Origin of the sequence: Chromobacterium sp. ASV23 (assembly GCF_016428945.1) — a bacterium.
Lineage (GTDB): Bacteria > Pseudomonadota > Gammaproteobacteria > Burkholderiales > Chromobacteriaceae > Chromobacterium > Chromobacterium sinusclupearum.
The window spans coordinates 16,094-41,996 of record NZ_JAELTR010000027.1 but is presented as its reverse complement, the minus strand read 5'-3'; the positions used below and the strand labels follow the sequence as shown (position 1 = coordinate 41,996).

General features: G+C 63.9%; 21 protein-coding genes. 11 read left to right on the top strand and 10 right to left on the bottom strand.

The features are described 5' to 3' along the window. Positions 1 to 19 precede the first annotated feature (19 nt). Positions 20 to 868: a 3-hydroxybutyryl-CoA dehydrogenase gene (locus JHD59_RS12520; protein ID WP_199154489.1), complete on the bottom strand. Its 849-nt coding sequence runs from the start codon at positions 866 to 868 to the stop codon at positions 20 to 22. A gap of 136 nt (positions 869 to 1,004) precedes the next feature. On the opposite strand from JHD59_RS12520, the gene JHD59_RS12515 reads away from it, so the two are divergent. From JHD59_RS12515 to JHD59_RS12505, 3 genes are all read left to right on the top strand, one after another. Then, entirely contained in the window at positions 1,005 to 1,412 is a 408-nt protein-coding gene (locus tag JHD59_RS12515) for a MerR family DNA-binding transcriptional regulator (protein ID WP_199154488.1), read from the top strand. Then, positions 1,412 to 2,596: an acetyl-CoA C-acyltransferase gene (locus tag JHD59_RS12510; RefSeq protein ID WP_199154487.1), complete on the top strand. Its 1,185-nt coding sequence runs from the start codon at positions 1,412 to 1,414 to the stop codon at positions 2,594 to 2,596. Before JHD59_RS12515 ends, JHD59_RS12510 begins: the two co-directional genes overlap by 1 nt. Before the next feature lie 187 nt (positions 2,597 to 2,783). Beyond that, entirely contained in the window at positions 2,784 to 4,733 is a 1,950-nt protein-coding gene (locus JHD59_RS12505) for a helicase-related protein (RefSeq protein WP_233164058.1), read from the top strand. Between the two features lie 66 nt (positions 4,734 to 4,799). On the opposite strand, the gene JHD59_RS12500 is transcribed toward JHD59_RS12505, so the two are convergent. The 6 genes from JHD59_RS12500 to glnE all read right to left on the bottom strand — a co-directional run bounded on the left by JHD59_RS12500 (position 4,800) and on the right by glnE (position 11,367). Then, positions 4,800 to 5,513: a hypothetical protein gene (locus tag JHD59_RS12500; RefSeq protein WP_199154486.1), complete on the bottom strand. Its 714-nt coding sequence runs from the start codon at positions 5,511 to 5,513 to the stop codon at positions 4,800 to 4,802. A 73-nt stretch (positions 5,514 to 5,586) separates the two neighbouring features. Further along, the gene (locus JHD59_RS12495) at positions 5,587 to 6,177 is read right to left on the bottom strand and encodes a TetR/AcrR family transcriptional regulator (RefSeq protein ID WP_199154485.1); all 591 of its coding nucleotides are present in this window, start codon (positions 6,175 to 6,177) and stop codon (positions 5,587 to 5,589) included. A gap of 1 nt (position 6,178) precedes the next feature. Continuing rightward, positions 6,179 to 7,213 (bottom strand): lipopolysaccharide heptosyltransferase II, encoded by a 1,035-nt coding sequence (waaF, locus tag JHD59_RS12490; protein WP_199154484.1) that lies wholly within the window; start codon positions 7,211 to 7,213, stop codon positions 6,179 to 6,181. 120 nt (positions 7,214 to 7,333) lie between these two features. After that, positions 7,334 to 7,534, bottom strand: a complete 201-nt coding sequence (locus tag JHD59_RS12485; protein ID WP_043624705.1) for a zinc-finger domain-containing protein — start codon at positions 7,532 to 7,534, stop codon at positions 7,334 to 7,336. Positions 7,535 to 7,636: 102 nt separating this feature from the next. After that, a complete protein-coding gene (locus JHD59_RS12480) occupies positions 7,637 to 8,560 on the bottom strand; it encodes a branched-chain amino acid transaminase (RefSeq protein ID WP_199154483.1) in 924 nt (307 codons plus the stop codon). A gap of 122 nt (positions 8,561 to 8,682) precedes the next feature. Continuing rightward, positions 8,683 to 11,367, bottom strand: coding sequence for a bifunctional [glutamate--ammonia ligase]-adenylyl-L-tyrosine phosphorylase/[glutamate--ammonia-ligase] adenylyltransferase (glnE, locus tag JHD59_RS12475; protein ID WP_199154482.1), 2,685 nt, complete (start codon positions 11,365 to 11,367; stop codon positions 8,683 to 8,685). 122 nt (positions 11,368 to 11,489) lie between these two features. Here glnE and JHD59_RS12470 point away from each other — a divergent pair, with 122 nt between their 5' ends. Genes JHD59_RS12470 through tldD form a run of 3 tightly spaced genes read left to right on the top strand, consistent with a single transcriptional unit; the run spans position 11,490 to position 17,578 of the window. After that, positions 11,490 to 15,320, top strand: a complete 3,831-nt coding sequence (locus JHD59_RS12470) for a YhdP family protein (RefSeq protein WP_199154481.1) — start codon at positions 11,490 to 11,492, stop codon at positions 15,318 to 15,320. After that, positions 15,317 to 16,126 (top strand): carbon-nitrogen hydrolase family protein, encoded by an 810-nt coding sequence (locus JHD59_RS12465; RefSeq protein ID WP_199154480.1) that lies wholly within the window; start codon positions 15,317 to 15,319, stop codon positions 16,124 to 16,126. Before JHD59_RS12470 ends, JHD59_RS12465 begins: the two co-directional genes overlap by 4 nt. Positions 16,127 to 16,135: 9 nt before the next feature. After that, positions 16,136 to 17,578: a metalloprotease TldD gene (gene tldD, locus JHD59_RS12460; protein WP_199154479.1), complete on the top strand. Its 1,443-nt coding sequence runs from the start codon at positions 16,136 to 16,138 to the stop codon at positions 17,576 to 17,578. Between the two features lie 42 nt (positions 17,579 to 17,620). Here the strand turns inward: tldD and JHD59_RS12455 are convergent, their stop codons facing one another. Continuing rightward, on the bottom strand, positions 17,621 to 18,151 hold the full coding sequence (locus tag JHD59_RS12455) for an ATP phosphoribosyltransferase regulatory subunit (protein ID WP_255521394.1): 531 nt from the start codon (positions 18,149 to 18,151) through the stop codon (positions 17,621 to 17,623). A 496-nt stretch (positions 18,152 to 18,647) separates the two neighbouring features. Here JHD59_RS12455 and JHD59_RS12450 point away from each other — a divergent pair, with 496 nt between their 5' ends. Continuing rightward, complete coding sequence (locus JHD59_RS12450; protein WP_199154477.1) at positions 18,648 to 19,160, top strand: hypothetical protein; 513 nt, start codon at positions 18,648 to 18,650, stop codon at positions 19,158 to 19,160. Here JHD59_RS12450 and JHD59_RS12445 read toward each other — a convergent pair. Next, on the bottom strand, positions 19,157 to 20,212 hold the full coding sequence (locus JHD59_RS12445; RefSeq protein WP_199154476.1) for a GlxA family transcriptional regulator: 1,056 nt from the start codon (positions 20,210 to 20,212) through the stop codon (positions 19,157 to 19,159). The two genes, JHD59_RS12450 and JHD59_RS12445, sit on opposite strands and share 4 nt — an antisense overlap. Positions 20,213 to 20,487: 275 nt before the next feature. Here JHD59_RS12445 and JHD59_RS12440 point away from each other — a divergent pair, with 275 nt between their 5' ends. From JHD59_RS12440 to JHD59_RS12425, 4 genes are all read left to right on the top strand, one after another. Then, entirely contained in the window at positions 20,488 to 21,669 is a 1,182-nt protein-coding gene (locus JHD59_RS12440; protein ID WP_199154475.1) for a M20 aminoacylase family protein, read from the top strand. A gap of 56 nt (positions 21,670 to 21,725) precedes the next feature. Next, a complete protein-coding gene (locus JHD59_RS12435; RefSeq protein WP_199154474.1) occupies positions 21,726 to 23,537 on the top strand; it encodes a DUF1302 domain-containing protein in 1,812 nt (603 codons plus the stop codon). Between the two features lie 289 nt (positions 23,538 to 23,826). Then, complete coding sequence (gene cysC, locus JHD59_RS12430) at positions 23,827 to 24,486, top strand: adenylyl-sulfate kinase (RefSeq protein WP_199154473.1); 660 nt, start codon at positions 23,827 to 23,829, stop codon at positions 24,484 to 24,486. Next, positions 24,470 to 25,537, top strand: a complete 1,068-nt coding sequence (locus JHD59_RS12425) for a sulfotransferase (protein WP_199154472.1) — start codon at positions 24,470 to 24,472, stop codon at positions 25,535 to 25,537. The genes cysC and JHD59_RS12425 overlap by 17 nt, the downstream gene beginning before the upstream one ends. Positions 25,538 to 25,671: 134 nt before the next feature. Here JHD59_RS12425 and JHD59_RS12420 read toward each other — a convergent pair whose 3' ends face one another. Next, positions 25,672 to 25,845 (bottom strand): hypothetical protein, encoded by a 174-nt coding sequence (locus tag JHD59_RS12420; protein WP_199154471.1) that lies wholly within the window; start codon positions 25,843 to 25,845, stop codon positions 25,672 to 25,674. Positions 25,846 to 25,903: the final 58 nt, after the last annotated feature.

Sequence of the window (25,903 nt, the reverse complement as noted above, 5' to 3'; positions counted from 1 at the left end):
TTCGGGCTGATGGCGCTGCTCAGTTGTAGCTGTAGAAACCCTTGCCGCTCTTGCGGCCAAGATGGCCGGCCTGCACCAGTTGGGCCAAGAGCGGGCAGGCGCGGTATTTGCTGTCGCGGAATTCGTGGTACAGGATGTCCATGATGGACAGGCAGGTGTCCAGGCCGATCAGGTCGGCCAGCGCCAAGGGGCCGATCGGGTGGTTCATGCCCAGCTTCATCACGGTGTCGATGTCCTCGGCCGTGGCCAGATTTTCATACAGCGCGAAGGCGGCCTCGTTGATCATCGGCATCAGTACGCGGTTGGAGACGAAACCGGCGGCATCCTTCACCGTGACCGGCGTCTTGCCCAGCGCTTGGGATAGGTGGAAGACGGTCTGGTAGGCTTCGTCGCCGGTTTGGAGCGCGCGGATGATCTCCACCAGTTGCATCACCGGCACCGGGTTCATGAAGTGCATGCCCACCACGCGCTCCGGGTGGCTGACCCAGCTGGCGATGCGGGTAAGGGAGATGGACGAGGTGTTGGAGGCGAGGATGCACTTTTCGCCGACGGCGGCGTCCAGGTCGCGGAAGATCTGTTCCTTGATGGCGCCGTTCTCGGTGGCGGCTTCGATCACCACGTCGCAGCCGGCCAGGTCGGCCAGCTTGGTGGTGGCGCGGATGTGGGCGACGATGCCAGGGATGTTGGCCTCGGCGATCAGCTCCTTCTTGGCCATGCGCTGCAGGCTGATATTGATATTGGCCATGCCCTTGACCAGGGCCGCGTCGTTGACGTCGGCCAGCACCACCTCGAAGCCCTTCATTGCAAAGACCTGGGCGATGCCGTTGCCCATGGTGCCTGCGCCCACCACGCCGATTTTCTGGCTCATCTGTTTCTCCTGGACTGTTTGCTCTAACTTTTGATCACGATAACTTGACGTTTACGTCAACGTCAACAGACAATGGTCACAAATGCAGGCGACTGTGGCGCGCGTGGCCGCAGCGGGAGAATCGGGGTACAGACATATGGGCGAGCAGGTTTTCAATATCACGGAATTGGCGCAGGAATTCGACGTCACCACCCGCGCCATCCGCTTCTACGAGGATCAGGGCTTGCTGGAGCCGGCCAGGGCCGGGCAGCGCCGCATCTACAACCGGCGCGACCGCGTACGGCTGATGCTGATCCTGCGAGGCAAACGCATAGGCCTGTCCCTGCAGGAGATCCGCGAGCTATTCGCGCTGTACGACGCGGCGCACGACGATGCGCCGCAGTTGCAGGAATTCATCCGCATCCTGGCGCGCAAGGAGCAGCAGCTATTGGAGCAGATGGAAGACATCAAGGTGGTGCTGACCGAAATCGGCCAGCTGCGCGCCCAGTGCGAAAAATCGCTGGGCAAGCGCAGCAACGGCCACAATCGAGCAAAGGAGTTGTGATGCAACAACAGGAAATCGTGATTGTGGGCATGGCCCGCACCGCCATGGGCGGCTTCCAGGGCGCGTTGTCCGGCCTGACCGCCAGCCAATTGGGCGCCGCGGCCATCCGCGCCGCCGTGGAGCGCGCCGGGGTAACCGCCGGCGAGGTGGACGAGGTGATCATGGGTTGCGTGCTGCCGGCCGGCCAGGGACAGGCGCCGGCGCGCCAGGCTGCGCTGGGCGGCGGCTTGCCGCTGGCTACGCCGTGCACCACCATCAACAAGATGTGCGGCTCCGGCATGAAGGCCATCATGCTGGCGCACGATCAACTGTTGGCCGGCAACGGCAATGTGGTGGTGGCCGGCGGCATGGAAAGCATGAGCAATGCGCCGTATCTGGTGCCCAAGGCGCGCGGCGGACTGCGCCTGGGTCATGGAGAGATCAAGGACCACATGTTCCTGGACGGCCTGGAGGACGCGTACCAGAAGGGCACGCTGATGGGCGTGTTCGCCGAGCAGTGCGCCGAGAAATACGGCTTCAGCCGCCAGGACCAGGACGAGTTCGCCATCGCTTCGCTGACGCGCGCGCAGCAGGCGATCAAGGGCGGCCAGTTCAAGGACGAAATCGCGGCGGTGACGGTGCCGGGCCGCGGCAGCGACACCGTGGTGGATACCGACGAGCAACCGCTGAAAGCCAACCTGGACAAGATCCCCACGCTGAAGCCGGCGTTCAAGAAAGACGGCACGGTCACGCCGGCCAATTCCAGTTCCATTTCCGATGGCGGTGCCGCGCTGGTGCTGATGACGGCGGCCGAAGCGGCCAAGCGCGGCCTGAAGCCCATCGCCCGCGTCGTCGGCCACAGCAGCCATGCTCAGGAGCCGGGCTGGTTCACCACCGCGCCGGTGGGCGCGATGCAGAAGTTGTTGGCCAAGACCGGCTGGAAGGCAGAGGACGTCGATCTGTTCGAGATCAACGAGGCATTCGCCGTGGTGACGATGGCGGCGATGCACGACCTGAAGCTGCCGCACGACAAGGTAAATGTGCACGGCGGCGCCTGCGCGCTGGGCCACCCCATCGGCGCGTCCGGCGCCCGCATCGTCATCACGCTGCTGTCGGCATTGAAGCAGCGCGGCGGCAAGCGCGGCGTGGCCAGTCTGTGCATAGGCGGCGGCGAAGCGACCGCGCTGGCGGTTGAACTGGTGTAAGACGTAGTCGAAAACCGCAATTGCAGGCCGCCGGCATGTGCCGGCGGTCTGTTTTTTTGCAGCGCATCAAGCCGCGCTTGCATTGCCCGGAATCTTGATGGATGGTGATAGCAAGCCTGGGCGGCTGGCGCATCTTCGCCGGCTGCTTTATCATCGCCCGCCTTTAGCCCTGCAAACGAATGCCGCCATGACCGATACCATCGAAGCGCTGCCGCCCGAGATCCAACTCGACGATTATCTGGCGGAACACAACGCCACCATCGTCACCACCGAGGGCAGCCATGCGGTTTCGGTGCATGGCGAACTGGAGCTGGAAGGCCACCGCATCCCCTATCACTTGGTGCCGGACGAGGGTTTCCTCGGCAAGAGCGGCAAATGGCGCAAATTGGATGCAGAAGCGCGGCTGGCGCTGGTGAAAGAACGCTGGAACGACGCGGCGCGGCAGAAGTTGGAAGCGCAGTTGATGGCCTGCGCGCGCGATGTCTTCGCGGTGGAGGGCATCGAGCCGCTGCGCGTGCTCAGCGCCTTCATGGCCAAGTACGAGCGCGCCAAGGTGCGTTGCACCATCGCCCAGGACCGGGTGGCCGCAGCGCGCAGCCGGCAAAGCGCCGACAAGGCCGCCGCCAAGACGCGCGACGCGGTCAACCTGTCGCGCTATCCCGAGTCGTTCGCCACGGCTTATGCGATGCAGCGCCATTTCATCGCAGTATTGGGGCCCACCAACTCCGGCAAGACCCATGCGGCGATGGAGCACTTGCAAAAGGCCAAAAGCGGCGTCTATCTGGCCCCGCTGCGCCTGCTGGCGCTGGAGAACTATACCCGGCTGCAAGAGGCCGGCATTGCCGTCAGCTTGATCACGGGCGAGCAGCGCAAGCTGCACCCGGATGCGACCCATGTCGCCAGCACGGTGGAAATGCTCAATCCGGAGCGGCAGGTGGAGGTGGCGGTGATAGACGAAATTCAACTGCTGGATGATCCGGACCGCGGCGCGGCCTGGACTGCCGCCGTGTGCGGCGTGCCGGCGCAGACCGTTTACCTGGTGGGCGCGCCGGAGGCGCGCGAGGCGATTGAGTCGCTGGTGGCGCGCGTGGGCGGCACGCTGGAAGTGCGCACGCTGGAGCGCAAGACCGCGCTGCAAATGGACAAGGCGCCGCTGCTGTCCTTGAAGAATCTGAAGCCGGGCGACGTGCTGATCGCCTTCTCCCGCCGCGAGGTGCTGAACTGGCGCGACAAGGTGATAGAGCAGGGCTTGAGCGTATCGGCCATCTACGGCAACCTGTCGCCGGAAGTGCGCCAGGCGCAGGCCGAACGCTTCGTTTCCGGCGAAACCCAGGTGGTGGTGGCCACCGACGCCATCGGCATGGGGCTGAACACGCCGGCGCGACGCATCATTTTCACCACCGCCAGCAAGTGGGACGGCTACGCCGAGGGCATCATCGCCGCCCCGCTGGCCAAGCAGATCGCCGGCCGCGCCGGCCGTTTCGGCAAGCATGAAACCGGCTATGTGGCCGGCTTCGACGGCCTCACCCACAAGACCATAGGCGCGTTGCTGCGGCAAAAGGCCGAGCCGCTGCCGAATAACGGCTTCTTCGTCGCGCCCAGTTTGAAGTATCTGGAGGCCATCTCTCAGGCGACCGGCGAGGTTAAACTCAAGGCCTTGCTGGGCTTGTTCGCCAAGCATATCAATGTGCACGACGAATTCTTCCTGCCTGCCAATTTGTCCGACCAAATGGAAAAGGCCGAGTGGTTGGACGCTTTGCCCCTGAGCCTGGCCGATCGCTACACCTTCAGCCTGTGCCCGATCTCGACCAAGATTCCGATGCTGGAGAGCGCGCTGCATGACTGGGCCGAGCACCGGGCCCGCGGCAAGGCCGCGCCGCTGTTGCGGATGATGGGCACCGGGGGGCGCAACGAGCTGCAATACCTGGAAGACAGCTGCAAGCTGTATGCCGCTTACGCTTGGCTGGGCTATCGCATGCCGGACACCTTCCCAGATGGCGAGATGGCGCAGCTGCTGATGCAAAGCACCTCGGAACGCATCGATGCCTTGCTGCAAGTGCAGAACGCGCAGAAGCGCAAGAGCGGCAAGGGAAATGGCTTCGAGAGGCGCAAGCCGGGCGTCCGTCGCCGCAGTTGATGCTGCGCAATAAAGCCAAATCCCCGCGTGCTGCGCGGGGATTTTTATTTCACATCGCCAGAGGCGTTAGGCCTTGGTGGAGATATGGGTGGTGGAGACGCTGGGTTCCAGCAAAGACTGGGTAGCCTGATACTGCGCCAAATCTTGCCTGCCGCTGCCAATCAGCTGTTGAGCCCGGCTGACGCTCTGCGTGGCCAGGGTGGCTGGCGCGGTAGCAGTCTGCGCCGGAGTGGGCGGCGTAGCGGCCTGTTGCGTCTGGGCCGGTTGGTTGGCGGCGCGGGTGGTTTGCGTAGCGGCGGCGGTTGCGCCATTGTTGTTGGCCGCATTGTTCTGGGCCGGCGCAGCAGTCGGAGCGGTATTGCCGTTGACCGCAGGCGCGATGGCGGCGGCGGTGGCCGGCTGCGGATTGGTCGCCAGAACGGCCGCAGTGTTATTCACCTGGGTGGGGTTAACCTGAGGCGCAGCTGGGGCCCTGGCTTGCGCGGTGTTGGCATTCGCCGCCTGTGCCGTTTGCGCCGCCTGGTTTTGTTGAGCGCGTTGCGTTTGCTGAGCGCTCTGCAGCGCCTGCTGGCTGCGGCTATTGGTCAGCTGTTGTTGCAGTTGCTGTTCCACGCGGGCGGTGTCCGGGTTCTGCCGGACCGCGCTCTGAGTTTGCGGTTGGGTGGTGGCTTGCTGGACAGCGGGCTGGGCAGTGTCCAGCGACGACTGCACCTGCCGCGTGTTCGACACGGCATAGAGCGGTTGCGTCGTCGTGTTGCCAACGCTGGCGATGTTTGCCATGGCTACAGTCCCAATGTTCCTATATCGCTGATATTAGTACATTTTTCGACTGATGGCGTGATTTCTTTACTGTCTATTCGGTTAGCACCAGCTGCAGCATGTGCCGAGCCAGATCGTCGACGCTGAGTTCGCCATCGCGGCGATACCATTGCACGGTCCAGTGCAAGCTGCCCAACAGCGTGCGGCGCAGCAGGCGGGTATCTTGCTTGATCAGTCCGACGGCAGCAGCCTCGTCCAGCACTTGTTGCCATAGCGCTTCGTAGCGGTCGCGCAACACTATCAGTCCGGGTTTGGCGGTTTCCGATACGCTGCGCCATTCGTACAGCATCACCTCCAGCGCGGCCTGGTTGTCGCCCAGCAGGGAGTTCAGGTGCACACGGAACAGGGCGGCCAGCTTGTCGCGCAGAGAGGCGGCCTCTGCCAGCGCCGCGGCCAGTTGCTCGGTGGTGCTGGTAATGCCCAGCGCCATCACCGCCACCAGAATCTCTTCCTTGGTGCGAAAATGGTAGAACAGGCTGCCGGATTGCATGCCGACGGCGCTGCCCAGGTCGCGCACGGTGGTGCGCTCGTAGCCCTGGTCGCGAAACAGCACGGCGGCGGCGCGCACCAGCGCCATGCGGCGGTTGTTTTCTTCGGGCGGTCTTGGGGGTTCCACTACGCTCATATCATTCCTGGGGGGCGGTCAAAGCCGGCAGTAGAGTCTGTGACGCCTGCCAGACCATATCGGGTTGCATTTTTTCCAGACAGTCGGTGTGTCCGTACGGACAGCTGCGCTCGAAACAGGGGCTGCAGTCCAGATTCAGCGACACGATGGCGGCGCGGTCGGACAGCGGCGGAGTGAAGTCCGGGCTGGACGAGCCGTACAGCGCCACCAGGGGCTTGTCGAGCGCCGCGGCGACATGCATCAGGCCGGAATCGTTGCAGACGGCTAGCGTGGTCAGCCCGATCAGGTCGATCGCTTCCTCCAGGCCTGTGGCGCCGCACAGGTTGATGGCGCTGCCGGCGGACAGGCGGGCGATTTCGTCGCCGATCTCCTTGTCTTTGCCGGAGCCGAACAGCCATACCGCGTAGCCGGCGGCATCGAAGCGGCGCGCCAGTTCGGCGAAGTGGCGAGCGGGCCAGCGCTTGGCCGGGCCGTATTCCGCGCCGGGGCAGAAGGCGATGGCCGGGCGCGTCAGGTCGAGACCCAGGCGCGCCGCGACCTGGCGCTGGATGGCTGGATCGGTGCTCAGCTGCGGATTGGGAATGGGGCGCGGCAGCCCCGAGCGCTTGTCTTCGGCCAGCGCGCAGAAGCGCTCCACCATCATCGGCAGCGCCTGCTCGTCCAGCTCGCGCGCGTCGTTCAAGAGGCCGTAGCGCGATTCGCCGAGAAAGCCGGTGCGCAGCGGAATGCCGGCAAACAAGGGGATGAGCGCGGATTTCAGCGAGTTGGGCAGCACGATGACCTGGTCGAAGCCTTCCTTCGCCAGCTGTCGCGCCACTTTCCAGCGCTCGGCCAGCCGCAGCGCGCCGTGGCCGAACGGATTCAGATGCGACTTGGCCACTTCCGGCATCCGCGCCAAGAGCGGCAGGGTCCAGGATGGCGCGAACACATGCAGTTCCAGCTGCGGGTGGCGCTGGTGCAGGCGGCGGTACAACGGTTGAGCCATCACGCTGTCGCCGACCCAGGACGGGCCGATGACGAGGATTTTCTTTTTCATGCGGGGTGCTTCCGGTTCCAAACGCAAGCCGGCTGGGGCAGCGCGGCTTGCGTTTGGCGGCGGCAAGCAAAAAAGGGGTGGCCCGCGCCACACCCTTTGCCGTCGATGCGGGCGATGGCCTCAGTGGTGATGGCCTGCAGGGCCGATCAGCTTGTACTGGGTGCCGCAGTAGGGACAGAGCGCCTCGCCGGTCTTGGCCACCGGCAGGTAGACGCGGGGGTGGGAGTTCCAGGCCTTCATGTCCGGCATCGGGCAGTGCAGCGGCAGGTCGTGCTGGGTGACTTCGATGTAGCGTGCGGTGTTTTCTTTCAGTTCTGCCATGGTCGTTCCTTGTTGCAGCGAGCGGGCTTCCGACAAAAGCGCCGCCAGCAGGACGGCCGGAGGGCCGCTCGCTGCTGGCGCGCGAGATGCGGATTCTACCGCTTATTTTACGTAAGTGAGCCAGTGCCGGTGTTCGGCATCCTGGCCCTTGACGATGCTGAAGTAGCGCTTCTGGATTTCGGCGGTGATCGGGCCGCGGCCGCCGTCGCCTATCGGGCGGCGGTCCAGTTCGCGGATCGGGGTCACTTCGGCGGCGGTGCCGGTGAAGAAGGCTTCGTCCGCGCTGTAGACTTCGTCGCGGGTGATGCGCTTTTCCACCAGTTGCAGGCCCATTTCACTGGCAATTTGCACCACGGTGTCGCGGGTGATGCCTTCCAGCGCGCTGGTCAGGTCCGGAGTATATAGCTTGCCCTTGCGAACGATGAAGATGTTTTCGCCGGAGCCTTCGGCCACGAAGCCATCCACATCCAGCAGCAGGGCTTCGTCGTAGCCGTCCGCCGTGGCTTCGTTATTGGCCAGGATGGAGTTCATGTAATTGCCGTTGGCCTTGGCCTTGCACATGGTGATGTTGACGTGGTGGCGGGTGAAGGAGCTGGTCTTCACGCGGATGCCTTTTTCCAGGCCCTCGTCGCCCAGATAGGCGCCCCACGGCCAGGCGGCCACGATCACCTGCACGTCGTTCTTCATCGGCGCCACGCCCAGCTTGCCGGAGCCGTAGAAGGCCATCGGACGGAAATAGCAGGATTTCAGGCCATTGGCCTTCACCACGTCCAGGTGGGCCTGGTTGATCTGTTCCGGAGTGAATGGCAGGTCCATGCCCAGGATCTTGGCGGAGCGGAACAGACGGGCGGTGTGATCCTGCAGGCGGAAGATCGCCGGACCGTCAGCGGTTTCGTAGGCGCGCACGCCCTCAAATACGCCCATGCCGTAATGCAGCGTGTGGGTCAGGACGTGGGTGGTGGCGTCGCGCCAGTCCACCAGTTTGCCGTCATACCAAATATATCCGTCGCGATCAGCCATCGACATCTCGGTTCTCTCCTGTGTTGTGCTTTGTCCGGGCGCGCGGCCCGCGTCTTGCCATGGCGGCCTGTCGCCGCCTGTTTAATGGATCAGTGTATACCGCAGCGCGCGGCTTTGTGAACCGACTGTCAGGAAAAATCGAGCGCTTGCTCGAAAACCTGTTGCCAAAGCTGCTTGCCGCAGTGGTAGGCGGCAAGCAAGGCGGCGTCCACGTCCACATTCTGCCTGTCGTTGAGGCGGGCCGCGTGCTGCAGGCGGCGGAACAGGCGGTAGGCGTCGCGCGCTTGTTCCGCCTGCGCCGGGTCTATCAGTCCGGCCTGCGCCGCCACGGCCAGCAGGGCGATATTGCCGGTATTGCCGGTGAAGGCAGGCAGATGGTGGGCGTGGGCCAGGATCAAGTACTGCACGATGAACTCGATGTCTATGATGCCGCCGCGGGCGTTCTTGACGTCGTCGTCGCGCGCGGGATGGCTCTCCAGCATGCGCTGGCGCATGGCCAGGACTTCATCGCGCAGCTTGGCCGGCTCGCGCCGCAACGTCAGGATGGCGTGGCGCTCGGCCTCGAACTGCGCGCCGATGTCCGTATCGCCGGCGACGAAGCGGGCGCGCGTCAGCGCCTGATGTTCCCATACCCAGGCCTGGTTTTCCTGGTACTGGCGGAAGGCGGCGATAGAGCTGACCAGCAAGCCGCTGGCGCCGTTGGGGCGCAGCCGCAGGTCGATGTCGTACAGCACGCCGGCTGCGGTGGCGCTGGTCAGCCAGGTGGAGAGCTTGCGCGCCAGGCGGGAGTACAGGTCAGGCGCATCGGGGTGCGGGTCGTCGTACAGGAAAATGATGTCGAGGTCCGAGGCGTAGCCGAGTTCCTTACCGCCCAGCTTGCCGTAGCCGATCACCGCGAAGCGCGGCGTGTCGATGTGGCGGGCCGGAATGTCGCGCCAGGCGTGGCGCACCGCCGCGTCCAGCACCAGGTCGGCCAGCCGCGACAGCTCGTCGGACAGCGCTTCCAAGGTCCACATGCCGGCCAGGTCCTGCGCCACCAGGCGGAAGGTCTGGGCATGCTGGAAGTGGCGCAGCGCGTCCATTTTGGCTTCGACGTCGCCCTCGGCCTGGTCCAGCTGCGTTTCCAGCTGGGCGGCCAATTGCGGCCAGTCCGGCGCGGCGTACAGCACGCGCACGTCGAGCAACTCGTCCAGCAAGATGGGGTGGCGGCTGAGGTAGGCCGATACCCAGGCGCTGGCGGAATACAGCGAGGCCAGCCTTTGCAGCGTCTGTGGGTATTCGGTCAGCAGCGCCAGGTAGGAAGCGCGGCGGCTGATGGCTTCCATCAAGCCGATGATGCGCGCCAGCGTGTCGTCGGCGTTGGGGAAGCGCGAGGCCACCTCGATCAGCGCCGGCATCAGCGCGTCCAGCTTCTTGCGCCCCGACAGCGGCATTTGCAGATAGCGCTGGCTCTGCGCCAGGCCCTTGAGCTGGCGGGAGACCGCTTGGGGATCGGCATAGCCGAGTTCGGCCAGCTTCTGTTCCGGCGCCTGCTCCGACACGTCCAGCCATAGCTCGGACAGCGGATGGTCCGGGCTGTCCTCGCTGGGGAGGATGAACACCTGCTCAAAGTGGCGGCTGACCTTGGCGCGGACCGCAGCCAGCGCCTCCTCAAAGGCTGGCCAATCGGCAAAGCCCATGCTGGCGGCGATCTTCTGCCGGGTGTCGGGCGCGGTGGGCAGGGTCTGCGTCTGCTGGTCGTCCAGATACTGCAGGCGATGCTCCAGATTGCGCAGGAAGGCGTAAGCAGCCTGCAGCTCCTCCACGGCGTCCGGCTCCAGCAGCCGCAACGCGGCCAGCCGGTCCAGCGTGGCGCGGGTGCCGCGCAGCTGCAGGGTGCGGTCGCGGCCGCCGCGGATCAGCTGGAACACCTGGGCGATGAATTCGGCTTCGCGGATGCCGCCGGGTCCGAGCTTGATGTTGTCCGCCATATCGCGCCGCGCCACTTCGCGGCGAATCTGCGCGTGCAGTTCGCGCATCGCGCCGTAGGCGTTGTAGTCCAGATATTTGCGGTAGACGAAGGGCCGCACCAGCTGGTTCAACGCCTCGGCGTCGCCCGTCAGCGCCTTGGCCTTGATCCAGGCGTAGCGCTCCCACTCGCGGCCCTGGCTGAGCAGATAGTTCTCCAGCGCAGCGAAACTCATCACCAGCGGGCCGGAGTCGCCGTAGGGACGCAGGCGCATGTCGACGCGGAAAACCTGGCCGTCCGGCGTGATGTCGTTGAGCAGCGCGATCAGCCGCTTGCCCAGCTGGGTGAAGTACTCATGGTTGCTGATGCGGCGCGCGCCGTCGGTTTCGCCGCCTTCCGGGTAGATGAAGATCAGGTCGATGTCCGAGCTGACGTTCAGTTCGCCGCCGCCCAGCTTGCCCATGCCGATGACGATGAGTTGCTGCGGCTCTCCGCTGTCTTCGCCTATCGGCTGGCCATATTGCGTCAGCGCGGCCGCGGCGCAGGCCAGCGCCTGGCGCACGGCGAATTCCGCCAGCTGGCTGATGGTGCTCATGACTTCATCCAGCGAGGCCAGGCCGTTCAGGTCGCGGCAGATCAGCCGCGCCATGACCGCCTGGCGCAGCTGGCGCAACGCCGGCCCCTGCTGCTCCGGCGCGGTCAGCGCCGGCCAGTCGACGAAAGTCTGCATTTCGTCCAGGGTGAAGGGCTGCTGCCATTTCTGCCGCAGGCGCTGGGCTTGCTCGGGGCGGGCGCTCAGCAGACGGTGTAAATACTGGGAAAACTCGCAACTGCGGGCAATGGCATCACTCGTGTTTGCTGGCATAATAGCTCCGACGGCTTGGCGCGTGGCCGGGTGACGGCGGCGCCAGGGGCGGGCTGCAGCCGGTTTCGCGCCGTATCTCTCACTCATGCCATTGTAACGGTTTGCCATCGTTGAAAAAGCCCTTGTCGCCGTTGTCTCATATTCATGTGCTGCGCCTGTTGAAGCGCGGCCTTTTGCTGTTCGCGGCGGCGCTGGCTGTCGCCGGCAGTTTGCTGTGCGCGGCTTTTGCCATCTTTACCTTCTGGCTGCTGCCGCGTCTGGATCAATACCGTCCGCAGCTGGAGAGCAGCCTGTCCGCTTCGCTCGGGCATAAGGTCGGCATCGCCAGGCTGTCCGGCCAATGGGACGGCGTGGCGCCGCGGTTTGAATTGAATGGCGTGTCCATCGCCAATCCGGTTTCCGGCCAGGCGCTGACCTTGAGCGCCGTGACGGTGCAACCATCCTGGACCTCTTTGCTGGCGGGGGAGCCGCGGCTGTCGGTGTTGGCCGATGGGCCGTCGGTGGAGTTGCGCCGTGATCCTAACGGCGTCATCTATCTGAACGGCTTCGATCTGAGCAGCGGGCCGTCGCACGACAACGCTCTGGGCAACTGGTTGCTGCGCCAGCCTTCGCTGGAAATCCGCAATGCCCGCCTGAGCTGGGTGGATGAGCGCCTGGGCCTGCCGCGGCTGGATCTGCAGCAGGGCCGGCTGTTGCTGGAGCGCACGCTGCTGGGGCACAAGCTGCAATTGTCCGGTTTGCCGGCCGCCACGCTGGGCAAGGGCTTCGAGCTGAGTGCCGGCTGGCGCGGCGACGACATCGACCACTGGCAGGATTGGTCCGGCACGCTGCGCGTGGCCCTGAACGGCGCGCGCGCCAGCGTCTGGTCGCGTTATATGCGCGATCTGGGCGTGCTGCGCAGCGGCGAGGGCGACGGCACCTTGGAAATGGCGTTTTCCGATGGCTCCATCAGCAGCCTGCAGGCCGATGTCAGCGTGCGAGACGCGGCCTACACGCCGCCCAGCGCGCGCGAGCTGGTGTTGCCGCAATTGCAGGGCAAGCTGCAGCTGGATCGGCAGTCGGGCGGCAGCTACCGCATCGCGGCCAGTGATTTAACCTTGGCCAGCGCCACAGGGCTGGCCTTCGACAAGTCTTCCATCAAGGGCGAGTGGCGTCCCGGCGCGCAAGGCGGCGGCGAATTGACGCTGGATAATGTCGATGTCGGCAATCTGAACCCCTTCATCCATGCCCTCGGGCTGGACCGCAATCCCTTGTTCGCCCGCTTCGCGCCGCGCGGCGCGCTGCATGACCTGACCGTGGGCTGGCAAGGCCCGGTGGAGGCGCCGCACAGTTTCAAGCTGAAGTCCCGTTTTGAAAAGCTGGCTTGGCAGCCATTTGCCGACGTGCCGGGCGTGTCCGGCGTCAGCGGCAAGGTGGCGTTCGACGAGCATGGCGGCCGCCTGCAATTGGATACCGGCCAGTCCGAAGTGGTGTATCCGGAATTGTTCGGGCACAGCCTGCCGTTTGACAAGCTGGTGGCAGACGTTGAGTGGACGCAGAAGGGCGCAGGGCTGGATATCGCGTTGCGCAAAGTAGTCTTCGCCAATGACGACCTGAACGGCCAAGTGAGCGGTAGCTACCATTATCCCGGCAACAGCGCCGGCCTGATCGACCTGAGCGGGACGATAGACGCGGTCAAGGCGACGCGCATTCCCTCCTATTTGCCGCATCAGGTGGGCGAGCGCACCACAAGCTGGCTGAGCAAGGCGCTGCTGGATGGGACGGCGAAAAACCTGACGTTGAAGCTGAAGGGCGATCTGGAAAAATTTCCGTTTGCCGGCGGCAATGGAGGCGAGTTTTTGGTGGAGGCCGATGTCGAAAAAGCCAAGCTGCTGTATGAAACCGGCTGGCCGACGATAGACGATATCGACGCCAAGCTGCGCTTCCACAACGAATCGATGCTGGTGGAAGGCAAGCGCGCGTCCACGGTGGGCGTGCCGCTGCAGAGCGTGACGGTGGCCATCGAGCAACTCGGCGCCGACGTGCCGTGGCTGAAGATCAATGGCCGGGCGGAAGACCGGCTCGACCGCATGCTGGCTTTCACCACCAAGAGTCCGGTCGATGGCTGGCTGGGAGGCTTTACCGGCCAGATCAAGGCGGAAGGGCCGGTCGGCCTGAAGCTGCAACTGGCCGTGCCGTTGGATGGAGATGAATCCACCCGAGTGCGCGGCGACCTCGAGTTCAAGCATAACGCATTGCAGTTCAAGCGATTGCCGCTGCCGGCGCTGGAGGCGGCGCAAGGCGTGCTGACCTTCACCGAGCGCGGCGTGGACAGCAAAGGCCTGACCCTGCATGCCTTTGGCGGACCGCTGAAGCTGACGGCGCATACCGGAGCCGACAAGCGCATGCGCTTCGCGCTGAGCGGCGAGGCGGACGGCAAGGCGCTGATGCAGCAATATCTGCCGCTGGCGGCGCCGCTGGTGTCCGGCCGTATGCAGGTTGATGGACGCTTCGTCGTGCACGATGGGCTGGAGAGCCTGCAGCTGGACAGTACCTTGCAAGGCGTGGCGCTGGACGCGCCCGCGCCGTTGGGCAAAACGGCGAATAGCGCCATGCCGCTGCAACTGCAGTTGCAGCCGGCGCCGGCCCGTTTTGGCGGCGGGATGCGGCTGGAATTCGACCTGGGCGGCGCGCTCGCCGGCAAACTGCGGCTGAATGATGATGGCGATTTGCAGACCGGCGCGCTGGGTTTGGGCCGCCGGCCGGGCGAGTGGCCGTCTTCCGGACTGGCTGTGCGGGCGCAGTTGCCCAAGGTGGCGCTGGACGAATGGTGGAGCGGTTTGTCGCGGCTGGACGCGCATGGCGGCGACAAACCGCTCGGCATGCCCTTGCAGCTGCAACTGAATACACAGGAATTGAGCTTCGCCGGCTTCGTGCTGCACCAAGCCGATGCCCAGGTTTCGAACAATGGACAGAACGGCCTGTGGAACGTGGGTTTGCGCTCGCGCGAGGCGGATGGCGCCGCCAGCTATCAGTTGGGGGACGGCGCCGGCCTGCTGCAGGCCAATCTGGAGCGCCTGGCCTTGAGCTGGCCTTTGCGCGCCGAGGGAACGGCAAGCGCCGCCAGCGCGCAGCAGCAGTTGCCGGCGATGAAGGTGCATATCGGCGAACTATCCTTGCAGAACCGCAAGATCGGCCAACTGGACATGACGGCGCGGCGCAACGGCAGCGTCTGGTTGATGGACCCCTTGCGCCTGAGCGCGCCGGAAGGCACGCTATCCGGCAGCGCGCGGGTGGATGAGCAGGGCGTAGGCCGGGTGGAGACGCGTTTCCAGCTGGACGTATCGAATGCCGGCAAATTGTTGGAGCGCTTTGGCCAAGTCGATGTGTTCCGCAATGGCCAGGGCAGTTTGTCGGGGCAGTTGAGCTGGCCGGGCGGCTTGAGCGATTTGGACGCCGCACATCTGTCCGGCCAGATGGCGCTGGATTTCAAGAACGGACGCTTTGCCAAGGTGGATCCCGGCGTGGCGCGTTTGCTCGGGGTGCTGAGCCTGCAATCGCTGCCGCGGCGGATTCGGCTGGACTTTACTGATGTCTTCAGCGACGGTTTCGCCTTCGATGCGCTGCAAGGCAAGGCCAGCGTGCGCGATGGCGTGTTCCGCTCCGACAAGGTGGAGATGCGAAGCCCTGCGGCCGAGGTCGGCATCGCCGGCAGCGTGGACCTGGGCCGCGAGACGCAGACCCTGCAAGTCAAGGTGGTGCCGCACGTCGCCGAAAGCGTGGCCCTGGCGGCCGGCGCCGCCTTGCTGAACCCGGTGGTGGGCATCGCCACCCTGGCGGCGCAAAAGGTTTTGCAGGATCCGGTGGGCAAGATACTCACGCTGGAATATTCTGTGACAGGATCGCTGAAGGACCCGCAGGTGAAGCGGGTGAATGTCGGCGAGCCGGTCAAGTTCAGAGGAAACCAACCATGATGCAGAAATTCATCGCCGCGGCGGTGCAAATGGTGTCCGGCCTCAATGTAGAGGCCAATCTGGCCAAGGCTGACCAGCTGCTGGCCGAGGCGGCCGCGCGCGGCGCGCAACTGGCGGTGCTGCCGGAATATTTTTGCCTGATGGGCGCCAAGGATACCGATAAAGTGGCGCTGCGCGAGGCCTTTGGCGATGGCCCGATTCAGCGGGCGCTGTCCGCCATGGCGCGCCGCCATGGCCTGTGGCTGCTGGGCGGCACGGTGCCGCTGCGCTGCGAAGAGGCGGACAAGGTATACAACAGCAGCCTGCTGTTCAGCCCTCAGGGAGAAGTGGCGGCGCGTTACGACAAAATCCACCTGTTCGGCTTTACCGGCCAGGGCGAGAGCTATTGCGAATCCAACACCATCCGTCCCGGCCAGACCCCGATCAAGGCCGAGACGCCGCTGGCCGACATCGCCCTCGGCATCTGTTACGACCTGCGTTTCCCAGAGCTATTCCGCCTGCTGGCGCCGTTCGATCTGCTGATCCTGCCAGCGGCCTTCACCGCCACGACCGGGCAAGCCCATTGGGAGGCTTTGCTCAGAGCGCGGGCGATAGAGAATCAATGCTACCTGATGGCTTCGGCCCAGGGCGGCACGCATGAAAACGGCCGGCATACCCATGGCCACACCATGATCATCGACCCCTGGGGGCGCATCCTCGCCGAGTTGCCACGCGGCGAAGGCGTGGTCACCGCGGAGCTCGATCCCGAATTGATCCACTCGGTGCGCAGCGGCTTGCCTGCGTTGGCGCACCGGGTCATACGCTGAAAGAACACCATGCAAGACGCCTTCACCATCGCAAACGATCTGCTGCTCAAGCCCTACGGCCTGGATGAGGCCGCGCTGGAGCGCACGCTGTCGCATATGCGCCATCACGCCATCGACTATGCCGACCTCTACTTTCAGTACACCCGCAACGAGGGGTGGCATCTGGAAGAGGGCATCGTCAAGTCCGGCAGCTTCAGCATCGACCAAGGCGTCGGCGTGCGCGCCGTCGCCGGCGACAAGACGGCCTTCGCCTATTCCGACGCGATCCATCAGGACGCGCTGACCCGCGCCGCAGAAGCGGTGCGCGCCATCGGCAGTGCCGGCGGCGATGGCAGCGCCGGCGCGGTAGAGAAGCGCAAGCCGCAGTCCCTGTATCCGTCCATCGATCCGTGCCACAGCCTGGAGGCCGCGGCCAAGGTGGCGTTGCTGGAAAAGGTGGAGAAGCTGGCCAAGGCCATCGACCCGCGAGTGATCCAGGTGATGGCCGGCCTCGCCATGGAGTACGACGTGGTGTACGTCGCGCGCCATGACGGCGTGCGCGCCGCCGACGTGCGTCCGCTGGTCAGGCTGTCCGTCATGGTGATCGCCGAGCAGAACGGCCGGCGCGAGCAGGGCTCGTCCGGTGGCGGCGGCCGTTTCGATCTGGCCTATTTCGACGACGCCGTGGTGGAGCGTTATGTGCGCGAGGCGGTGAAGCAGGCGCTGGTGAATCTTGACGCCCGGCCGGCGCCGGCAGGCCAAATGACGGTGGTGCTGGGGCCCGGCTGGCCCGGCGTGCTGCTGCACGAGGCGATCGGCCACGGTCTGGAAGGCGATTTCAATCGCAAGGGTACTTCGGCCTTCTCCGGCATGGTGGGCCAACGGGTGGCCGCCCAAGGCGTCACCGTGGTGGACGACGGCGTGATGGGCGGGCGCCGCGGCGCGCTGGCCATCGACGACGAGGGCAATGCCACGCAGCGCACGGTGTTGATCGAGGACGGCATCCTCAAGGGCTATATGCAGGACGCGATGAATTCGCGCTTGATGCAGGTGGCGCCCACCGGCAATGGCCGCCGCGAATCGTATGCCAGCATTCCGATGCCGCGCATGACCAATACCTATATGCTGGCCGGCCAGCGCGATCCGCAGGAAATCATCGCCTCGGTCAAGGATGGCCTGTACGCGGTGAATTTCGGCGGCGGCCAGGTGGACATCACCAGCGGCAAGTTCGTGTTCTCCGCGTCCGAAGCGTGGCGCATCGAGAACGGCAAGCTCAGCTACCCGGTCAAGGGCGCCACCTTGATTGGCAGCGGCCCGGAAGTGCTGAATTACGTCTCTATGATAGGCAACGACCTGGCGCTGGATCAGGGCGTCGGCGTGTGCGGCAAGGAGGGCCAAAGCGTGCCGGTCGGCGTGGGCCAGCCGACGCTGCGCATAGACGGCGGGCTGACCGTCGGCGGCACCGGCGGCTGATCGTTTGATGACGCGGCCGGGCAGCAACCCGGCCGTTGCACATCAAAGCGGGATGCCTTGCGCCTCAAGCGCGAGCGCCAGCCTGTCCAGGCCAACGCCGAAGCCCGCTCCCTCGCGGTAGGCGCCGCCGCCCACCACTTGTTTTTGCGCGCCCAGCTCAGGCACGCGCATTTCGAATCCCTCGCCATTCAGGTAGTAGCTGAGTCCGCGCCGCGCCGCGCTGTCGAGCTGATAACGCAGCCCCAGGCTGTCCAGGAAGCCCTGGCAGAGCTGCCGGCTCATGCGGCTGGCTGCAGCCGGGTCGGCACTCAGATACTCGAAGCCCAGTTGGGTGAATTCCCGATAGCGGCCGCCTTGCGGCCGCTCATAACGGTAACAACGCGCGACATAGAAGAATTTGGCTTCGCGCCGGCCGTCCAGAAATTCCTTGCTTCTTTCCTGAAACAGCGCGGTGGCCTCCGGTATCAGGCAGCAAGGCCTGCCTTTGCGATCCGGGAAGGCCCACATTTGTTCGAGTATTTCGCTGCCGCCGGCTTTAGCGATGAAGGTGTCCTGTCCCCACAAGGCGGGCAGGATGGCTTCTTCCGCGCCTGCGTCAATGAAGCCAGCTCCGGAAACGGTTTTCCAGTTGGCGAAGGGTGGCGGCCTGTCGGCCGCAGACGATGCGGGTGCCTCTGATCATGGTCATGATGTTTTCCTTTGCATGCGCGATAGTCGCGGGAAATAAAAAAGACGCCTTGCGGCGCCTGTCTGGTGGTGGCTGACGGATGGGATGAGTCAGCTAATGCGTCTCCTCCCAATCGACATGCACCCACCCGGCGCGCTTGAGCTGGCCGTGATGGTGGTGGCGATGGCGGAGAGAGGTTTTCATGTCTTTATCATGTTGTCGCTGGTTCCGCATGTCAAGGCCCTGATAAGGCTGGCCTTAAAGCCAGGCGCTTTGAATGGCTGGGCCGCAGGCTGATCCAGGTCAATCATCTCATGCCTTCATCATGACATTTTATGTTTCGAAGTCGGGGCCGGGCGGCCGCGATTTCGCTTCTGACAAACATAAGATGGGAATTCCGAGATGAGCAAGATCAGCAAGATTCAGGCCGGCGCGGCATTGGCGCTGGCATTGGGCTGTGTCGCATCCGCAGGCGCCGTGACCATTACGCCGCCAGGCGCCGGCGGCGCGGCCATTCCGTTTTCCGCAGTGGGGCCGGCCACGGTCAGCAAGGGCGGGGTGGATGTCGATTGCAACGCCGTGTTCAGCGGCACGGTGGATGGTGCTGGCAATATCCGGATCACCAGCGCCGCGTTCAAGGGCATTCCGGTATGCCGGATGATCAAGGCCAGCGCCACCGCCGCCACGCCGTGGGTGGGGCGAGTGACGGCGCAGAATCAGCTGGCCATCGTCGGCGTGATGGTGGACGTCCAGGCGCCTATTCTGGGCGGGCAATGCGGGCCAAGCCAGATCGCGGGAACGATAGGCGATAACGGCAGCGAAACCACCATAGGCCTCTCCTCCGCGCCCTTGGCCGGCGGCTGCGCGATTTCCGCCAAGCTGAACACCACGCCGTACATGCATGTAACGCCTTAGCGGTCTGTCCGGAGCGGGGACGGCGTAGAGGGCATCTCGTCCTCTGCCCGCCACCAGCGCCGGGCGGCACGCAAGGCGTAGGCGCGGCGGTAGGCGGTGGGAGTAAGGCCGGTCAGCCGGCGAAACAGGCGGCGAAAGGCGCTGGCATCCTCATAGCCGCATTGTTCGACGATGCCGGGCAGGTCTACCGTCGTGACTTCCAGCAATAGCTTGGCGCGTTCCACGCGCAACTGGTGCAGGTAGTCCAGCGGCGTCATGTCCGCCACTTCGCGGAAGTGGCGCAGCAGGGTGCGGCTGCTGACCGCGGCGGCGGCGGCCACCTTTTCCAGATCGTAGGGTTCCGACACATGTTGTTCCAGCCAGCGGCGGGCCTTGAAAACCGCGCTGTCGCGGGTGGAAGTATTCAGCAGCGACAGCGCCTGGCCGGATTGCTCGAAGCGGGCGGCTTGATATAGCAGGCCGTTGGCGCAGCTTTGCGCCAAGGTCTCGCCGGCGAAGTGGCGCACCAGCTCCACAGCCAATTCGATGATGGAAGCTGGCGCGCCGCTGCAGATGATATTGCCGTCCACCGTCACCGGGCGGTCCATCAGCAGCTTCACCTTGGGGTGGCTGTTGGAGAACCAGCCTGCTATCAGCCAGGTGATGGTGGCGTCGCGGCCGTTCAGCACGCCGGCGCGCGCCAGCATGGCGGCGCCGTTGTAGTTGGTGGCGATGATGTCGCCGGCGGCGTGACGACGGGCGATCAGCGCCAGGGCATCAGCCGACTGATCCAGCTGCTGTTTCAGATGAGGGACGCTGTGCATGTCCAGCCCGGGCACCAGCAAGGCCGTTTTGCAATTTGCCGGTACCGGACCGGGCTGGTGCGTCAGCCATGGCGGCAGCGCCATCTCGGCGCCGGAGGCATCCAGCAGGCGCCAGCCAAACAGCGGTTTCTGTTGCCGCGGGTGGTGCAGGTGCCACAGTTTGTTGGCGGCATGCAGCACATCGATCACCGAAAACAGTGTGCCGCTGAGGCAATTCGGCAGATAAAGCAGGTCTATGCATGCGTTCATAATGGTCTGCCATGGCGATTTCAGCTTTAAATTTGGCGAAATCTGCCGGTAAAGTCCATGTCAAATTTCTGTCATTTCCTTAGTCATCGCTGAAAACTTAAGGTTTCCATCACTTTCATGCCATGAAGCTAGCTGGCGAAAACGGCTTGTTTAATGGCGGTTTTCGCCGATCAGGATTGCGATAATCCATCTCTAGACTGGTGCTCAAGGCGGCAGGTTTGCGCTATCCAGCCCGCTTCGCCTGTTTCTTCCCCCTTTTGGAAACGGAGCCTCTTATGTCCCAGCCGCAAGGAATCATCGCCGCCATCCGTGACGGCGAGCCAGAGTTCATCGCCATCCGCCATACCATTCACGCCCATCCGGAGCTGGGTTTCGAGGAGGAAGCCACCAGCCGGCTGGTGGCCGAGTCGCTGCGCAGCTGGGGCTATAGCGTGACCACCGGCCTGGGCGGCACCGGCGTCGTCGGCCAGTTGCAATGCGGCAGCGGATCCCGTCGCCTGGGCATCCGCGCCGACATGGATGCCTTGCCCATCCACGAAGAGACGGGTCTGCCTTACGCCAGCAGATTGCCCGGCAAGATGCATGCCTGCGGCCACGACGGCCACACCGCCATCCTGCTGGCGGCGGCGCGTTATCTGGCGCAGTCCCGCAACTTCGACGGCACGCTGAATTTGATTTTCCAGCCGGCCGAGGAGGGGCAGGGCGGCGCGGCGCGCATGATGGCGGAAGGCTTGTTCGATCGTTTCCCTTGCGACGCAGTGTTCGCGCTGCATAACGGCCCCACGCTGCCGGCCGGCAGTTTTGTCGTGCAGCCGGGGGTGCTGGCGGCCTCCGCCGATTCGGTGACCATCACGCTGACCGGCAAAGGCGGCCATGGCGGCATGCCGCACACCTGCGTCGATCCCGTCGTGGCGATGGCCTCCGTCATCCTGTCGCTGCAGACCATTGTGTCGCGCAATCTGGCGCCGGATCAGCCGGCGGTGGTGACGATAGGCGCGGCACTGGCCGGTTCCGCCTGCAATGTGATTCCGGACAGCGCGCGGCTGGAGTTGACGGTGCGCACTTTCAGCCCCTCCGTGCAGCAGCAGATCGAGCAGCGCCTGCGCGAGCTCGTGACGCTGCAGGCGCAGAGCTTCGGCGTGACGGCCGAGATTGTCTGGCAGCCGGTGACGCGGGTGCTGATCAACTCCCCGGCGGAAACCCGCATCGCGCGCGAGGTGGCCGAAGCGATGGTCGGCCCGCAGGGAATCGTGCCGTTGCCGGCCGGCGCGATGGGCGGGGACGACTTCTCCTGGATGCTGGAGCAGGTGCCCGGCTGCTACGTGGTGCTGGGCAACGGCATAGGCAGCAAGGGCGGCTGCATGATCCACAACCCTGGTTACGACTTCAACGACGAGATTCTCAGCGTAGGCGCCAGTTACTGGGCCAGATTGGCCGAGGCATTCCTGCGCGGATAGCAGCATGCACCGCGCCGTTGTCGGCGCGGTGACGACAACAAACAAAGGAGAGCGATATGAGGAGAACCATCATCTGTCTGAGCCTGCTGCTGTGGGCGGGCGCCAGCCGGGCGGGGGACATCACGGTCAGCACGCTGCCTTCCGGCCTGGGCGAGGGGAGCCGCTTTGATCTGGGCGGGGCGAAGTTGGTCGTGAAGGGGGCGATGTCGATCGGCAGCGTCTATCGAATGGATAATCCTGATCCGACCTTCACCGGTCACGCCAATGCGATGGACACGCTGAACGACGGCGATTTGAACTACCGCAAGGGCGATGTGATTTCCGAAGCCTGGCAGGGCTATCTGCAGGGCGATCTGAGCTATCGCGACGTGGGCGTGTTTGTCAGCGCCAAGGCCTGGTACGACTATGGCCTGAGTCACAACGGCGTGCCGCATGGCCATTCGCCCAACGGCTATCAGCCAGGCGCGCAGTTGAATGACGGTGGTTTTACCCAGCTGGACCGTTTCGGCGGCGTGGCGCTGGATGACGCCTACGTTTATGGACGCGCGCAGATGGGGCAGTCGTCGCTGTCGCTTAGGCTGGGGCAGCAGGTCATCCCTTGGGTGACGCCCACCACCATTCTGGGGGGCATCCAGCGCGTCAATGCGATGGATTTCAACGCGCTGGGCCGCGCTGGCACCATTCCAGAAATGGTCAGCATCCCGGCGCCATCGTTGTACGCCAAGTTGGATGTGACGCCCAAACTGGCTGTGGACGGCTATTACCAGTTCCAGTTCAAGCCGAATGCTTACCCTGCCTGCGGCACGTTCTACTCCGGCAATGACTATGCCCAGCTTGGCTGCGACAAGCTGACGCTGAACGGCAGCCTGCTGAGCTTGTTGCGGAGGCGGAACATCGTCACCAGCGATCAGCAATCGGCCGCCAATTCTCTGGATTACATTGCGCGCGTCGCCGACGACAAGCCTTATGGCGGCGAGTACGGCCTGAGCTTGAGCTATCTGCTGGACAATATCGGCCAGCTGGGATTGTTTTATTCCAATCAGACCAGCCCGGAGAGCGTCACCCAGATGATACGCACCGGCCCCGGCGTGCTGTTGCCGGCTGCGGCCAATCTGGGCCTGGCCCAACCGACCGGCATTGCGGGGGTGTATCGCCGCAGCTTCCCGGACGACATCCATATGTTCGCCATCAATTTCAAGACCCGCCTGCCCAGCGGCACCGGCATCTACAGCGAGCTCAGCTATCGTCCCAATCAACCGGTGGCCTGGAACGGAGCCGATTTCCTGTATGGCGTGCTAAGCGGCAGCGGCCCGCTTGGCTACTTGGCGCACACGCAGACCGGCTATGTGGCGCGCGGCTACGATACCTTCCATAGCAGCCAGTTCAATTTGGGAGCGACGCAGCCGCTAGGGCGGCTGCTGGGCGGCGATGCGACGCTGTCCGGCGAAGTGGGCGTGAAATACCTGGCGGGCTTGCCTGATCCCTATGTGATGCGCTATGGCCGCGTGGGTTTTGGCCAGGCGCCCAGCGCCGCCACACCGTCCTGTGGCGGGACCGGCCCGAGCTGCGCGCTGGATGGCTTTGTCACGCCTATGGCGTGGGGCGTGCGCGGCAAACTGGAGGAGCGCTATGGTGGCGTGCTGCCAGGCTGGGAGCTGATGCCGTCGCTGCTGCTGGCGTATGACGTGAAGGGCTATTCGCATGACGGCCAGTTCATCGAAGGGCGGCACAGCATGTTGTGGCGGGTCCAGGCGGAGTACCGCAAACGCTATCAGTTTGAGCTGCTGTATCTGGCCACGGCCGGCGGCCAATACAACACACAGTCAGATCGCAGCCTGGCGATGGTGAGCGCAGGGATCAAATTTTAATGGCGGCGGCGCGGCTAGGGGCCGCGCCGCTTTTTTACTGCAGGGGATGGGCCGGTTTTGGCGCATGCTGTCGCAGCATGATTTCAGCGTGGATGATTTGAAAATAATACATATGAATGGCAGTCTGATCTTAAATATGAATCGAATGATCCGTGCAAATACTGATCTGGACTTTTTCATTGGTATTTTCCGCTGGGTTCGCGCTATGACCAATATATCTAGCGCGTGACTGCTGCAAAGCTCTTGTCCTTTCCCTTGGTTTGCATCTGCTCACGGCAAGGGTGGGATCATGACTACGCTTTCTCCTAACGCAGGCCTTCCGGCCAATATTTTCAGGGCTCGCGGCCGCATCCGGCTGGTGGACCGGCAGCGCTTGTTCGGCCATGCGGCTTTAACCCTTTGGCTGACAGGTCTTAGCGGCGCGGGCAAATCCACCATCGCCTATGCGCTGGAAGACCGGCTGGTGCATGCCGGCATTTCGTCGACCGTGCTGGATGGAGACAATCTGCGCCATGGCTTGAATCGCGACTTGGGGTTTTCCGCCGTGGACCGGCGGGAGAACATCCGCCGCATGGCAGAGGTGGCGCGGCTGATGAACGATGCCGGGATGATCGTGGTGTGCGCCTGCATTTCTCCTTTCCGCAGCGACAGGGAAATGGCGCGCGAAATCATCGGCGAGCGGTGTTTTGCCGAGATTTATGTCAGCACTGCGCTGAACGTTTGTGAGGCACGGGACTGCAAGGGTCTGTACGCCAAGGCCAGGGCGGGGCAGGTCGCCCATTTCACCGGTATTTCCGCGCCGTACGAGCCGCCATCGCATCCAGCCTTGGCGCTGGATGCCGGCTCGCTCAGGCTGGAAGAATCGGTGAACAGCCTGTTTGGCTTGGTGCTGAGCTGTTGTGGACCTGCGAGCTTGGGAGAAGGGGCTGAACATGACTACTTCATCTGAAACGCGCCGGCCGTTGCCGGTATTGATGATTCCATTGCGGCGCTGCGGCAGCCACGCGCTGCGGCTGCGGCTGAATTTCAGCCGAGAGTTCTATTCGCCGTATCCGCTGCATGTCGTTGATCTGATGCCATTGCTGCCGCTGTACGGCGATCTGTCCGAGGATCGCAACTACTTCCAGCTGGTGGTGGATGTGGTGGGCTTGCAGGCGGCGAGCATGGTGAAGTGGCCGGATATCGCGTTCGATCCGGTAGGGATTTTCGAATCCCTGGCCGAGCAGCCGCGCAGCGTGCATCGCATCGCGTGGGAATTGCTGTTGCGCGCCGGCGAGAAGCAGCAGGCCAGGGTGGTTATGGATAAGTCGTTGGATTGCGTCTGCTACGCTGATGAGCTATTGCGCCTGTTTCCGAATATGCGCTTTTTGAACGTGGTGCGCGATCCGCGCGCCCAGGTGGCGTCGATCAATCGGGCGATCATTCACGATTTCGACACCGAGCTGAATGTGCGTATCTGGTTATCGGCGTACAAAGCGGCGGATCGCCTATTGGCTGAGCATCCGGAAAAGGTGCTGACGATACGCTATGAGGATTTTCTGCTGGATCAGCAGACGGTGCTGCGTCAGGTGTGCGATTTCTTCGGCATCGCCTTTTTGCCGCAGATGCTGGACATCGGCAGCTCGACCGAGGCCGCGAAGATTGCCCAGCTATCATCGTTGTGGTCATCCAACCATTTCCCGCCGATTGCCGCGCATGCCGACAAGTTCAAGCAGCAACTATCGATGCGCGAGATCGAAATCATCGAAACAGCATGCAGAGACTATATGGAACGCTACGGCTATACCTTGCTGACCGCCGCGCAACTGCCCTTGAACGATGAGTTGATCAAGGCGGCGGAAATCCGCTCGTTGAAAGCCCGCGCGCAAGCCTGGGGCGATTTGCGCCGCAACAATTACCGTGATTACATGCTGCGGCAGTGCCGGGCCGATTATTTGGCTGGAATCCGGCGGCGGCTGCAGCGCGACCGCCAACTGGAGCAGTCTTCCCTGGAGATGTGATCGGATTTGGCTGGCGCTAAGTCTAAAGCACGTAGGAATCCCATTGATAGCCAGCGTTTGCGGTCGGCTCAGATCTCAGTCTTTGCCAAATCTTCGCACGTTAGAGAAAAACAAAGCCTCGCCGCTCTGCGTTTTCATCCACATGAAGGATAGGGTGGAGAGCATTCTTCCACCATTTCGCGGTCGTGGCTGATTTCCACCATCAGCCCGCCGCGCTCTTTCAGGAAATCCGCCGCGCGGCGCAGGATTTCGCGGACGGCGTCCGGGCCTTCCTCGTCGGAGCCAAGGGCAATTCCCGATTCGTGCAAGTACTCTTCCAGCTGCGCATCCACTGATTCGGCGTCGATATAAGAATGACCAGACCGC